This window comes from Rossellomorea vietnamensis NBRC 101237 (genome assembly GCF_001591825.1).
Classification (GTDB): domain Bacteria; phylum Bacillota; class Bacilli; order Bacillales; family Bacillaceae_B; genus Rossellomorea; species Rossellomorea vietnamensis.
The window spans coordinates 12297-24919 of the sequence record NZ_BCVQ01000012.1; the positions used below are offsets into that span (position 1 = coordinate 12297).

General features: G+C 42.8%; 15 protein-coding genes and 1 riboswitch. Of the genes, 3 read left to right on the forward strand and 12 right to left on the reverse strand.

The window, feature by feature from the left end; translation table 11 throughout:
- Positions 1–4: 4 nt before the first annotated feature.
- The 12 genes from proC to BVI01S_RS08725 form a co-directional block, all read right to left on the reverse strand.
- On the reverse strand, positions 5–850 hold the full coding sequence (gene proC / locus BVI01S_RS08665) for a pyrroline-5-carboxylate reductase (protein WP_034759001.1): 846 nt from the start codon (positions 848–850) through the stop codon (positions 5–7).
- A 464-nt stretch (positions 851–1314) separates the two neighbouring features.
- Entirely contained in the window at positions 1315–2268 is a 954-nt protein-coding gene (locus tag BVI01S_RS08675; protein WP_034758994.1) for an LCP family protein, read from the reverse strand.
- A 163-nt stretch (positions 2269–2431) separates the two neighbouring features.
- Positions 2432–3160, reverse strand: a complete 729-nt coding sequence (locus BVI01S_RS08680; RefSeq protein ID WP_034758991.1) for a hypothetical protein — start codon at positions 3158–3160, stop codon at positions 2432–2434.
- A complete protein-coding gene (locus BVI01S_RS08685; RefSeq protein WP_224519842.1) occupies positions 3157–3576 on the reverse strand; it encodes an ECF transporter S component in 420 nt (139 codons plus the stop codon). The genes BVI01S_RS08680 and BVI01S_RS08685 overlap by 4 nt, the downstream gene beginning before the upstream one ends.
- Before the next feature lie 58 nt (positions 3577–3634).
- Positions 3635–4222 (reverse strand): cob(I)yrinic acid a,c-diamide adenosyltransferase, encoded by a 588-nt coding sequence (locus BVI01S_RS08690; protein ID WP_034758984.1) that lies wholly within the window; start codon positions 4220–4222, stop codon positions 3635–3637.
- Between the two features lie 14 nt (positions 4223–4236).
- Positions 4237–4665 carry a bifunctional adenosylcobinamide kinase/adenosylcobinamide-phosphate guanylyltransferase gene (locus tag BVI01S_RS08695; protein ID WP_034758981.1) on the reverse strand — a complete coding sequence of 143 codons (429 nt, stop codon included), beginning with the start codon at positions 4663–4665 and terminating at the stop codon, positions 4237–4239.
- Positions 4617–5246, reverse strand: coding sequence for a histidine phosphatase family protein (locus tag BVI01S_RS23265; RefSeq protein WP_034760667.1), 630 nt, complete (start codon positions 5244–5246; stop codon positions 4617–4619). Before BVI01S_RS23265 ends, BVI01S_RS08695 begins: the two co-directional genes overlap by 49 nt.
- Positions 5204–5992, reverse strand: coding sequence for an adenosylcobinamide-GDP ribazoletransferase (gene cobS / locus BVI01S_RS08705; RefSeq protein WP_061809882.1), 789 nt, complete (start codon positions 5990–5992; stop codon positions 5204–5206). The genes BVI01S_RS23265 and cobS overlap by 43 nt, the downstream gene beginning before the upstream one ends.
- A complete protein-coding gene (locus BVI01S_RS08710) occupies positions 5989–6543 on the reverse strand; it encodes a bifunctional adenosylcobinamide kinase/adenosylcobinamide-phosphate guanylyltransferase (protein WP_061809883.1) in 555 nt (184 codons plus the stop codon). Before BVI01S_RS08710 ends, cobS begins: the two co-directional genes overlap by 4 nt.
- Positions 6544–6579: 36 nt before the next feature.
- Positions 6580–8031, reverse strand: coding sequence for an adenosylcobinamide amidohydrolase (locus BVI01S_RS08715; protein WP_061809884.1), 1452 nt, complete (start codon positions 8029–8031; stop codon positions 6580–6582).
- A complete protein-coding gene (locus tag BVI01S_RS08720) occupies positions 8028–9086 on the reverse strand; it encodes a FecCD family ABC transporter permease (RefSeq protein WP_034758971.1) in 1059 nt (352 codons plus the stop codon). Before BVI01S_RS08720 ends, BVI01S_RS08715 begins: the two co-directional genes overlap by 4 nt.
- Positions 9049–10014, reverse strand: a complete 966-nt coding sequence (locus BVI01S_RS08725; protein WP_061809885.1) for an ABC transporter substrate-binding protein — start codon at positions 10012–10014, stop codon at positions 9049–9051. The genes BVI01S_RS08720 and BVI01S_RS08725 overlap by 38 nt, the downstream gene beginning before the upstream one ends.
- 135 nt (positions 10015–10149) lie before the next feature.
- A riboswitch (cobalamin riboswitch) is annotated at positions 10150–10348 on the reverse strand.
- Between the two features lie 219 nt (positions 10349–10567).
- Here BVI01S_RS08725 and msrA point away from each other — a divergent pair.
- Genes msrA through BVI01S_RS08740 form a run of 3 tightly spaced genes read left to right on the forward strand, consistent with a single transcriptional unit; the run spans position 10568 to position 12513 of the window.
- Positions 10568–11098 carry a peptide-methionine (S)-S-oxide reductase MsrA gene (msrA, locus tag BVI01S_RS08730; RefSeq protein WP_061809886.1) on the forward strand — a complete coding sequence of 177 codons (531 nt, stop codon included), beginning with the start codon at positions 10568–10570 and terminating at the stop codon, positions 11096–11098.
- Positions 11099–11151: 53 nt separating this feature from the next.
- Positions 11152–11355: a hypothetical protein gene (locus tag BVI01S_RS08735; protein ID WP_061809887.1), complete on the forward strand. Its 204-nt coding sequence runs from the start codon at positions 11152–11154 to the stop codon at positions 11353–11355.
- Positions 11356–11397: 42 nt separating this feature from the next.
- Positions 11398–12513, forward strand: a complete 1116-nt coding sequence (locus tag BVI01S_RS08740; protein ID WP_061809888.1) for a glycosyltransferase family 2 protein — start codon at positions 11398–11400, stop codon at positions 12511–12513.
- The last annotated feature ends 110 nt before the right edge of the window (positions 12514–12623 follow it).

Consider the following 12623-nt stretch of genomic DNA (forward strand, 5'->3'; position numbering starts at 1 on the left):
GTTATTAGCTTGTGACTAATTCTTTGGACCGTAAGGATGAGCTGATTTCTTTCGAACGCTTTTCTGCTCCCTTAACAGCTTCTGAGATGGCTTTACCTCCACCGAACTGAGCTAATGCATCAAGTCCTGCAGCCGTAGTACCGTTTGGGGATGTTACATTTTCTCTAAGTTGGGTTGGTGATTCTTCTCGCTCCAGCATCATTTTGGCTGCTCCGAAAATGGTTTGAGCTCCGATTTTACGAGCCAATTTCGGGTCTAATCCTGCTTCAGCACCCGTCTTTTCGATATGTTCCATTAAATAGTAGAAGTAAGCTGGACCGCTTCCGGCAATTCCAGTGAAAATGTCCATCTGGCTTTCTTCGATGACGAATACTTCTCCGATGCTTGATAGTAACTCTTCTGCGTTCTCCATATCTTCTCTTGAAGTGAACCTTCCGGCACTGATAGCCGTTGCAGATTCCTTCAGCATACTTGACGTATTTGGCATGACACGGATGACAGGCTGACCTCCAGGTAACTGTTCTTCCATATGAGAAGTCGTAATCCCTGCCAGTACCGACATGATCACCGTATCGTTCCTGACAAGATGATTGATGGAATCTAATGCCTTATCGATATCCTTTGGCTTCATGGCAAGAATGAGAATATCTATTTCATCAAAGGGCAGATCGTCTTTCGTAATTGCTGTGATATCATATTTAGCTTTCATTTCTTGAAGTCTTCCATAATTGCTTCGATTCGAAACAATGATTTGCTCAGCTGGAATCTTGCCACTCTGTACTGTCCCTGAAATCATTGCTTCAGCCATATTACCTGCACCAAGAAATGCTATCGTTTTATTATTTAACAATCATATCCGCTCCCGTTCCTTATTTTATAGTACGTTTTTCTCAAAACACTTTTTTCGTTTTTAGTTGTACATTTAATGTAATAATCAAGAAAAAATAATTAAGATAATAGTTGTTTCAGGTCGCCAAAAACCTTGATTGGCGTGTGTTTTGTTCACAACGTTAATAATCGTAACATGCTGAGGAATGATATCAAGGGCATTATAGGAAGTAGTAAGGAATTAGCCGAAATAGCTAGTGGAAGCGTTATCATTACCATTTATGTTATTCAGATTCCTTCTGAAGGCCCTAGATTGGCTGAGAAAGCGTATAATCAGAATTTATACTGTAAGGATATGATTGGAAATAGATTGATTTTTTGGCCCTGCCCCCTGTCAGCGCAGTTCGGAGAGCACGTTCCAACAAGTCCATTCTAAAAACAAAAAAATCCCGTCAAGCTTTTAAAGGCTTAACGGGATTTTCAGATTTATTCGTTTGCAGTGTCGTCTGGGCTTTTTCCACTCAGGAAGTCTTTTAAAGCTTGAATATTTTCTTCGAAGTCTATTTCGAGAACGGATCCCACTCCGCTGTAACTTCCATTTGTATAGGATCCTTCTACTGGCAAGGTTAGCTTGTCCATGTCACTGGTGTTGCTGAGAAGAATATCTTTCGCGATTGAGATTTGATCCAGTTTGCTCATATTCGTCTGAATATATGGCTGAATGGATCCTGCCATTTTCGGAAGCTTTGTTACGCCTCCGATGGATAAGGCTTCATCTTTAAGGGCAGCAATCACTTTTTGCTGTCTTTTAACCCTTCCGAAGTCACCATTTTCATCATGACGGAATCTGGCATAGCCGAGTAATTCCTTTCCGTTCAGGTTTTGGACACCAGGTTCGAGGGAAACACCGATGTTTTCTGACATCGCCTTTTCAACATCCATTTCAATTCCTTCTGGTGCAAGGATGTCGACTGACTGTTCAAAACCTTTAAAATCAACAATCATGTAGTATTGAATATCAAGATCAAAGTTCTGCTTGATTGTCTTTCGAAGCAATTCCGGTCCGCCTAAATAAAAAGCGGTATTTAGCTTATAGTTTTTATATCCGGGGATTTCAGCATATATATCCCTCATAAACGAAACGAGTTTGGTTTCATTCGTTTTCGGGTCGATTTGCGCGAGCATCATAGTATCTGTCCTTGATTTCTCCTCGCCCCTGCTATCGACTCCCAATAACAAAACGTTAACCTTCCCGTTTTCATCTTTTACTCCATTGAATTTATAATCTTCCTGCATCTGGTCTTCACCAGCCATTTTATAACCACTGTAAAATTGAAAAGCAGCGTAACCGATCAAACTGAAAATAAGGATTAATAATACCAAAATCACTTTTCTACCACGTTTTTTCCTCTTGGTCTTTCGATCTAGTCGTGACTCCATTTCTTCACCTACTTTTATGACATTCATGATGAACCGATGATAATATGAAATAGTACTCTATGCAATTAAAATTGACAATCACAGAATACTGGATAAACTAACACTTTTCTCCATACCGGTCCACCCCGAGAATATAGTTTACCACAAATATCTATAAAAGTATTTAAATGTTCCCGTCAAATAAGATCAAAGATTGAAAATGTGAACCGGTAAGTTTCCTTATATTCTGTTCTTCTTCCTTATTGTACGAAATGATAAATGAAGTGGCGGGCCCGCTTGATTTATCCAAGTCATGGGTGGAGTATACATCTCCCCTTTTCAACGGTTTCCCTATAAGCAGAGACAGTTCATGACGCACACCTTTGGAACCTACAGGTAATATATCGACTATGGAAGGATGGTGAATGCAGAGATGAAATAGACCCAATGGGGCTATGGATGATCTGTGTATCAGTACTTCTTCCCCCACTAAAGGAATGCCGATAAGAGCATATGAAAGATCTTTTTGGGGAAGAAAGTGTCGCTCCTTCCTTCTCATACCGATACAGGTTACGCCGAGTGCAGACTGGTTTAGATCGAAATTGGATTCTGAACTTCCCGTTAGGGGAATATCCCCCATATCTAGTTCACTCAAACCCAACCGCACTCCCGAGGCATACTTCTCCCACACGGTGTCACCTGTGAAGTTCATTAATTGAACGGCCATGAGGCGGGCACCGGCTGATAAACATTCCATCACCGCGACTCGAAAACCGAAATATCCCACCACCTCAGGATCAACCTGCACGGCGTCATCGGGCTTATTTCCGATTCCACCGCTGCAGTCAGAGGCAATGATCAGTTCATCTTTATCAGTGATGGAGATGGACAGCGCATCACGATTTCCAATCATTCTAATTCACCCCTTGGTAATTTGGAAGCTAGAGGAGGATAAAGAAAGTGAGCCATTGTTAAATTGATGAAGCTCCCTACTAATAAAGAAGGAACGATTGTGATGTAAAAAGAAGAACTCAGGATAAAAACAAAGGGCAAAGCTGCCAATACACCATTCCCTACCAGAAAAAGCGCAGCTGCCAATACACGATGCCCACATGAAAATACATAGCCGAAAAGCCAGACAAGGAGAGCCATTTCCACGGCAATGAGAAAATGGAGCGGACCGAGGGGGAAACCTGCATACAGGCTTGAAAGTATATGTCCTCCCCCTGCCACCAGCGCTCCCTTCCTTCCATTGTATAAAGAAGCGATTAATAATGCAGGCATACTGTCAAGGGCGATGGTCCCGATGATCGCCGGAATCTTCACCATCCCTCCAATGGCAGCAAAAGCCAAAAACAATGATAGTAACAAAATGGACTTTAAACTACTACTCATTGTGTTTCTGAATTTTACGTGTAGAGAATACGTTGGCACTGCGGAGGTATTCAACGTCTTTGACACTACTTCTGTGATTGATCACGCGTGCCAGAGCAAAGAAGTAGTCTGATAATCGATTGATGTATTGCAACGAAACTACCGGAAAGTCGGGGTCTGCCTTTGAAAGGGTAACCATGCATCTCTCTGCCCTTCTCGCAACGGTCCGTGCAATATGAATACTCGCAGAAGCTTTTACACCACCCGGCAGTATGAATTTTTCAAGAGGTGGAGCTTCTCTGACCAAATCGTCTATTTTTTCTTCCAAAGCGAGGACGGAATCCATTTGAAGCTTGCTCCTTCTCTTTTTTGAGACATTGGATAAATCTCCCCCGCAGTCAAAGAGTTCATGCTGAATTGTAACTAAGTCCTTTACGATATCGTCAAAGCGCTCATGATATAATTCACAAATAGCCTGACCAACGAAGCTATTGACTTCATCCAGTGTCCCGTATGCTTCCACCCTGATATCGTCCTTATCGACCCTACCCCCGATTAAACTTGTCTGTCCTTTGTCTCCTGTTCTTGTGTATAGTTGCATTATTATTTCCTCCCTTACCCTTTTATTGATGTAGCCATGCCATACCAAACAAGCCATACCTTATGCGACTTTTCAGCAAGGTCCTGATAAACCCATCCCGTCACATCTCTCCATTCCCTTGAAATGTGATCGATAGGGACAATTCCTTTCCCTATTTCTGACCCGATCCAGATTACTTTTCGTTCTGGATGTTCTTCTTCCCACTTTTTCAATTCCTCCATCCGTTGGAAGAATTCTTTCCTAACGTAACGATTTCCACGTAAAAGGGCAGATCGAACGGCATACTCAAGCCCCTCCAACACCAGGACGGTCTTTGATGGATGGACTTCTTCCAAACCTTCTGTAAATAACCGGACCCATTCTGTGTCGCTTCTCTTCAAACGAAAATGTTTTCTTACCCATTGGCCCTTGCCATTAAAGGAACCTCCCGTAATGAAGTACAATTCTGGTCCCTCCAATCCTCTTCTGTTTTCCAACCCAATTCGTATCCGTTTCCGTGGGAGACCTCCCAATCCCAAAAAGATCTATGATCACTTTTGGGGGATAGAGAAGTTAACAGGTGCCGAATGACTCCACCATGGGTTATGACTGAGTACCGATCCCCATTAAGTGAATCGATTTGTCCTTTGATTTGCTCCCAGGCAACTTCGACTCGTTTTATAAATTGATGTATCCCTTCCCCTCCTGGAGGAGATTTAGAGGGATCGGTTATCCAATACTGATACTCTTCATTTCCCTTCAAATCCTCGTAGGTCAAGCCTTCCCATTTTCCAAAATGTAATTCTCTTAACAGAGGAGATGAAATGATAGAGGCTTCAGGAAACAAAAAATGCGAGGTCTCCAAACATCGGTTTAGGTCGCTTGAAAAACATCCCTCATATGGCTTGTAGGATCGCTTTATCTGTTTAAGCTTATCGATTCCTTTTCGTGATAAGCTCGGGTTTGACCAACCGATGTATTTCCCTCTCTCATTTGCATCTGTTAAACCATGTCGAATAAAAGCAATAGCCATATAGTCATCCATAAAATCGACTCCCCCCCTTCTACACTTGCTCCGACTGTGTCACCAGTCATGCCTCCAAACCACTTTATGCTCTTCGAGTGAACAAACAGGCAAAATCCGGCCGTTACAATCGTGAAGGCAGCATAAAGAAAAAGGCTATTCAGGACGACGCCTGCCACTACGATCCCTATCAATGAGGCCAGCATCCACAAAACATCGTTCCATTTCGTATCTTTACTGAAGCTATACCCCATACCGGATTTATGGGCAGCGGGGATAAGAATGATACTCACTCCCATGACGATACGGCTGAAAATGGGGATCGACAGCAGAACCAAACAAATCGTAGCAGAATCAGAATAGCGGACGGATTCATATATAAATAAAAAGCGGGAGGAGAGCAATACCACTAGAGAGAGGGTACCAAATGCACCGATACGGGGGTCTTTCATGATCTCTAAACGCTTCTTTAGATCCCGGTAGGAAAAGTAGGCGTCGCTTGCATCCATATAACCGTCCAAATGAATTCCACCGGTAAGGAGAATGGGCATCACCCAAATATAAAATGATAATGCCAATGAGCTCATGGGTGTAAAGGATGCCAGTAACACATAACCACTTGAGAGAAACATTCCGATCAATAAACCCAATAAAGGAAATGTGCGTACCATCCATCTCATTTCACTTTTTCCAAGCGAGAATTCTTTTCGCACTGGAAGTACCGTGAAAAACTGTATATTAAGGAGTAGACTCTTTACTAATCTCATTTCATTGAAACCCCTTTCTTTATAACCGGGATTCCAACCGTCATATCGATCGCTATATACGACTTCTCCACCAATCTTCTATGTAATCTTCCCAGCGTCCTTTGGAATTGGAGTATTTCGTCTGTTTCAGGTGGAATGTCATGAAATAATTCATTACTTACAACAAGTAATGCTTTTACTCTATCTGCTAATTGAATGACAGATTCATAGATAATATCCTCTACATACCTTCCGCCCCCCATATCCCCATTGAACAATTCGTTTGTCAGGAGAGTCGTGAGACAATCTAATAGAACAATGGAATTGGACGGTATAGTATCGACGATATCCCCGATAGCCAGTGGCCTTTCAATGGTCGTCCACTTTTCATGAGAAGATCGGCGATCCAGTCGGTGTTTTAAAATCCTTTTTTCCATTTCTCTGTCCGTACACACTCCACACGCAAGATAGATCAAAATCTCATTCGATGTTTTCAGTTCCGATGCAAGCTTTTCTGCATAGGAACTTTTCCCGCATCTAACCCCTCCGGTTATAAAAAAAAGTCTTCCCATGCGAAAATGTGCCTCCTTACGATGAAAGCCCTCTTTTTAACCCATATAACGTTGGATGGCTTTTTTTGTTACTTCATAGACTCCTTTGCCGATCAACTTACCTATCGGAGTGATCGGTCCTGCAAATGGTTCGATCTCCCCTTTTTGACTGGAAGCAATCAGAATGCTGTCTGTAGGCGTTCCGGTTGCAAGGTTTCCGGTTCTTTTGTCCCTTACTTCCATATCATTCAGTGCTTTCACCTTTGCCTCCGTGGAAGTGACGAGGGCTTCGATATAGGCCTCATCAGATAAATTCCCATTAATGAAAACCCAGGTATTGATCGTACCCGGTTTAGAATCAATATCATATTGAAAGCTCGTTGATACATCCATGGCATTTCCGACACCGGCGGTCACGATGACGAAAACCGATTTCCCCATCATCTCAAAACGCTCACATATCATGTTAGACAAATCGAGAGCCGTCATCATACCGACAGACAAAGACGGATCCAGCTCTTTCGTAATGAGATACTCCTTCATATCTTGTTTGTAATCCCGGCAGTCATAATCAACGGGTACCCGTCGGTTCATGAAGTGAGAGTACCAACCAATTCCCGCTCCGATAATACCCGAGGACATACACTTCAACGGGAAAGGGGCAGAATAAAGGATGCAATCTTCGTTCAATGTCATATACCTTTCATCTAATACCAGGTTCTCAGTGAGGGATCCTTCGGGCACGATCACCATTTGAGGTTTGGCCACCAAAGGATGAGCCTGTTTCTGGACCTTTGTTTGATAGACTTCTTCGATATGTTCTTCTTTCAACACTTCTTCCGGATGATGGAGAAGTTTCGTTGTGCCCTGGTCCAGTAAGAGTAAACGGTCACAGTATAGGCTCGCTAAATTCAAATCGTGAAAAATGGCCACGACCGTTAATGTCCCTTGATCTGTTTGACTTTTAATCAAATCCAATAGTGACTTCTGGTAGGAAAGATCAAGATGATTAGTCGGCTCATCCAGAAGGAGGATGTGAGGTTCCTGGGCTAGAGCCTGTGCCAGGAACACCCGTTGTCGCTCACCACCTGACAATTCATGAAGGTAACGATATTGAAACGCAGAAATTCCCGTCTGCTCCATCACTTTGTCCACCATCTCTTTGTCCCGGTCGGTCGTACCCTTAAAGAAACCTTTCTGGTGAGCATATCTTCCAAGCATCACCGTCTCCCTCACTTGATACGAAAATGCTTCAGTCGATATCTGGGGCAATACTGCGACATGGGTAGCCAATTCTCTCGAAGAAAACTGATCAAGCGGCTTTCCCTCCAAGGTAATCACTCCATCCATCAAAGGAAGGAGACCCGTCATCGCTTTCAGTAACGTCGTTTTACCACTTCCATTTGGGCCAAGTATTCCAAAGAACTCTCCCTTGTCAATATGAAAATTCATGTCTTCCACGATCTTTTGATCGCCGTAGCCTACTGACACCCCGTTTACATCGATCATGTTGAAAGACCCCTTTTCTTTAAAAGAATATAAGCAAACATCGGTGCGCCGATCAAGGCGGTGATCACTCCAATCGGAAGTTCTGTCGGAGCGATGATCGTTCTTGAAAGCAGATCGGCGAGAACGAGGAACCCTCCTCCTACAAGGATTGATAGGGGAAGGAGATGCTTGTGATCATGTCCGATCATTCTTCGCAGAAAATGAGGAACCACAAGGCCGACAAATCCGATCGTTCCGGACACGGCCACTGCTGCCCCCGTCAGGATGCTTCCGGCAATCAAAATGATCAGCTTCCTTTTTTGAACCGAGATACCGATATGACGGGCCTGTTCCTCCCCGAAGCTCATGCCGTTCAATTCCTTGCTGTTCAGGAGGAGCAACACCACCCCAATAAGGAAGAAAGGCAAGATGATCGCAATGTAATCCCACCCTCTCATGGATACACTTCCAAGAAGCCAGCCGATGATCTGCCTCAGTTCCTCACCTGTGAGTGCGATCATCAAGGAAATCACCGAGCCCAGAAACGAGCTGAAGATGATTCCTGTCAGTATAATGGTTTCGACCTTCATGGTCCTTTCAACCTTTTGTGCGAACCATAATACGAGAAATACGGTGATGATCGAACAAACAATACTGAAAAAGGGAAGCGTAAACTTCCCGATGAAAGGGATGCTCCAATGGAAAAACAATGTGATGACCGCCCCGACCGATGCACCTGATGACACTCCCAATGTGTAGGGATCAGCCAGAGGATTGCGTAACAGCCCTTGAAAAGAAGCTCCGGCAATGGCTAAGGAGCTGCCGACCAATAGAGCCAACAATACTCTTGGAAGCCGGATCGTATAGACAATGTTCACAAACATGGGATTAACCGTATCAGGCATTTGAAAACCGAACCACTTATAACCGACGATGTATAGGATATCCATCGGTGGAATGGCTATTGTACCGATCGAAACACCTGCAAGCACCGCCGTGAGTATAAATAGCCCTGCCAATCCGTATGTGATCCCTATCTTATTCTGCAAATACCTCTGGATAGATCGACTTTGCAATTTCCTCTACTCCTTCAACCAATCTTGGACCTGTCCGTGTGACTAAATCAGAATGGACATCGTGAACATCCCCATTCTTAACTGCCGTCACATCTTCCCATCCTTTTCTTCCCATGATCTGTTCTTTCGGATTTTCACTGTAATAACCATATGTAGTGATGATTGAATCAGGGTTAGACGAGATGACCGCTTCCTGGTTCACCTGTACCCAGCCTTCCTGCTCGCTCATGACATTTTCAGCATTGACCATAGATAGCATTTGATCGATGAACGTGTTCTTACCTGTTGAATAAATGTCAGGGGAAGGCGAAACTTCCACATAGACTCTTTTCTTTTCCGTTACTTCACTTGCTTTTTCCTGGATGGATTTTAAATCTGATTTCATTTCTGAGACAACGGAATCTGCCTGTTCTTTTTTACCGACTAGTGTCCCTATGTCCTGAATTGTGTTATATACTTCTTCAAAGCTTTTAGCATCTTGAACGATGAATACATTCACCCCTGCATCTTTCAGTTGATTCAAACCTTCTTCTGCTGACTTTGCTGTAGATTCATGGGCAAGGACCAGGTCCGGATCTAAGCCGACGATTTTCTCTACGTTAAACTCCATTCCACCAATCTTCTCTTTATCGGCGGCTTCTTTCGGGAAGTTATCAAAGTCTGACACCCCGACGATTTCATTATTGAGCCCAAGCTCGAATAAAATCTCCGTATTACTGGGAATTAACGAAACGATATGTTTAGGTTGTTCTTCCAGGGTGACTTTATTATCAAGCGCGTCATTCAATGATAAAGGATATCCGGATTCATTTTGGTTTACTTCTGCTATTTCCTTTTTCTTCGTTTGTTCCCCGTCATTCGTTCCGCATGCTGTCAGGAATCCGATGGCTACCAACAATGCAAGTAAGGCTTTTACTGTGTGTTTCATTTTTATTCCTCCTGTTGATTAACATTTTGACAGACAAAAAAACATCTCCAGTGGACTAGAGATGTTGTGTAAGATGCATATATAGGTTTATATTCAATGAACCATGCATATTACACCTTTCTATCCGCGTAGAATTGGTGCGCTTAAAATCAGGCAGGTCTCCTGGCTCATGGTCATAGTTTGCTGATACCTTCCCGTGCATGTTTGCACAGTGGTAAATGTTCAGCTCACTACCATTTACAGTGGCGGGACCGCGTTGGATTTACACCAACTTCCCTATTAAGAAGCTAAGAAGAATCACATCTTACACTTCACCTGATTTCGTAACGTATGAAATTGTTCCGTTCAAAAGAATTATACACAAATTCCATCCGTTAGGAAATGTATTTTAATGAATTTGTTGAAAATTGTAGAAAAAGATTAATCGTAAAGTCGGCACAGCTGAAGCAGACAAGCTATTTTGATTGTTCCTTTTAATCTTTCATGGTAGAATCTGTTCAAGCTATTGCTTTACTGCTTTAGAGGAGTACATATGGTACAGGAGGTTTGCTAAATGAATGATAGAGAAGTCGCTACTTTTGCAGGCGGATGTTTTTGGTGCATGGTAAAGCCGTTCGATGAGCTGCCGGGGATTATTGATGTCGTATCGGGATATTCTGGAGGTCATCTTGAAAATCCTTCATATGAGGATATTAAAGCCGGTGGCAGCGGACATTATGAAGTGGTTCAGATCACCTATGATCCCGCTCTGTTTCCTTATGAAAGGCTATTGGAGTTATACTGGCCTCAGATTGACCCGACTGATGACGGTGGTCAATTCCACGATCGCGGTGAACAGTATCGAACAGCTATCTTCTATCACAATGAACACCAGAAACAATTGGCTGAAGAGTCAAAACACACGATTGAAGAAAGCGGGCGATTCAAGAAGCCGATCGTCACCAAAGTCCTTCCTGCCTCAACCTTTTATCCGGCAGAAGAGTATCATCAAAAGTTCTACAAAACGAATCCGGAGGAATACAAACAAGATCGCGCAAAGTCAGGGCGCGATGAATTCATAGATGGACATTGGAAAAACAAATAGTGGCATGAAAAAAACTTCTTTCGCCAAACTAATGGCTAGAAAGGAGTTTTTTTATGAAGAAATCCGACAAGGCGAAAGATGATAAAGAACAAGTGATAGGATTCTCTGGACAGGGAAAAGTGGTTAATTTCTTTGACCCTTATCCTGATGAGAAGGATGAAAACGCAAATAACTCGGATACCGTCGATCCCATCCATCCCAATGAGACTTTAGCTAAAAAACGCCCTATGCGTATCATGGGTAAATATTATGGTTAGAATGGCGATACAGCAGAATTTTGTCAAAGAAGGTGAAAACAAATGTATTTCTGGATTGTCGCATTGGGCCTTACCATTTTCCTTTTTACGAGAATTCCGACAGTGAAGAATTCTGTTCATGTACGGAATAGTTATCTGGTCAAGAAATGTTCCATCATCATTCCTGCAAGAAATGAAGAAAAGACGATCGGGAGGCTTTTATCCAGTATTCGGATGCAGTTCATACAGCCATTGGAAGTCATTGTTGTGAATGATGGATCAACAGATCAAACGAAGGCTATTGCCTTAAACGAGGGTGCAATTGTAATTGATGCACCCCCTTTGCCTAATGGATGGAACGGAAAATCATGGGCATGCTGGAATGGAGCAAAAGAGTCTAAAGGAGAATTCCTATTGTTTGTAGATAGTGATACCTGGTTCGAACAAGCAGGTCTGTTAAAGATATGCGAAACGTATAAAATGCAACAATGTCAAGGAGTATTGACCATTCATCCGTTTCATAAAATGGAATCCTTTCATGAAACATTCTCCATGCTGTTTCATTTAATGGTGTTTGCCTCAACCAGTATCACCCATCTCTTTTCATGGTTGTGCACGCCTTCAGGCGGTTTCGGGCAATTTTTCTTATGTTCGAGGCCCGTTTATGAGCGAGTCGGAGGTCATGAAGCCATCAAAGGGGAAATGGTGGAACATTTTGCCTTGAGTAAATGGGCGAAGAAATGCGGGGAATCGGTAGAAGCGGTAAGTGGCAGGAATGCCATTTCCATGAGGATGTATGGGGAAGGAATAGGTGATGTATTCAACGGGTGGTCAAAGAGCTTCGCTTCAGGAGCTAAGTCGACAAACATCCTACTCCTGGGGCTTTCTTCTTTGTGGATGGCTTCGCTTATTACGCTGGTCATTCACTCACCGGATATGATTTGGGAATATCCCTATTTATTTATCATCCAATACATCCTATTAGGGGGTTATTTCTATTTCTTAGTGAGAAGAATCGGTAATTTCAGCGTGTTCGAGACATTATTATTTCCAATTCACATCCTATTTTTCCTAGCGACCTTTCTTCATTCATTTTTGAATACCTTTTTCAGGAAAAGGACCACTTGGAAAGATCGTTATGTATATATAGAGAAAGGAAAGAACGAGAAGATGAAATGATCCTGTTAGTGAATATTACTTCACAAACATATACCTGCACCACTCGCCAAGTCACCACATTTTTAAGAATGTTACAAATCATACATACATTTCTATGAATTTGCGCATTT

Excerpts from the sequence above, each read along its gene's own strand:
- BVI01S_RS08685 (WP_224519842.1), bottom strand. The coding sequence starts at position 3,576 with ATGGTGAAGATTCCGGCGATCATCGGGACCATCGCCCTTGACAGTATG.
- BVI01S_RS08740 (WP_061809888.1), top strand. The coding sequence starts at position 11,398 with ATGTATTTCTGGATTGTCGCATTGGGCCTTACCATTTTCCTTTTTACG.
- BVI01S_RS08725 (WP_061809885.1), bottom strand. The coding sequence starts at position 10,014 with ATGAAACACACAGTAAAAGCCTTACTTGCATTGTTGGTAGCCATCGGA.
- BVI01S_RS08710 (WP_061809883.1), bottom strand. The coding sequence starts at position 6,543 with ATGGGAAGACTTTTTTTTATAACCGGAGGGGTTAGATGCGGGAAAAGT.
- BVI01S_RS08715 (WP_061809884.1), bottom strand. The coding sequence starts at position 8,031 with ATGATCGATGTAAACGGGGTGTCAGTAGGCTACGGCGATCAAAAGATC.
- BVI01S_RS23265 (WP_034760667.1), bottom strand. The coding sequence starts at position 5,246 with ATGGATGACTATATGGCTATTGCTTTTATTCGACATGGTTTAACAGAT.
- BVI01S_RS08735 (WP_061809887.1), top strand. The coding sequence starts at position 11,152 with ATGAAGAAATCCGACAAGGCGAAAGATGATAAAGAACAAGTGATAGGA.
- cobS (WP_061809882.1), bottom strand. The coding sequence starts at position 5,992 with ATGAGATTAGTAAAGAGTCTACTCCTTAATATACAGTTTTTCACGGTA.
- BVI01S_RS08680 (WP_034758991.1), bottom strand. The coding sequence starts at position 3,160 with ATGATTGGAAATCGTGATGCGCTGTCCATCTCCATCACTGATAAAGAT.
- BVI01S_RS08690 (WP_034758984.1), bottom strand. The coding sequence starts at position 4,222 with ATGCAACTATACACAAGAACAGGAGACAAAGGACAGACAAGTTTAATC.
- BVI01S_RS08675 (WP_034758994.1), bottom strand. The coding sequence starts at position 2,268 with ATGGAGTCACGACTAGATCGAAAGACCAAGAGGAAAAAACGTGGTAGA.
- msrA (WP_061809886.1), top strand. The coding sequence starts at position 10,568 with ATGAATGATAGAGAAGTCGCTACTTTTGCAGGCGGATGTTTTTGGTGC.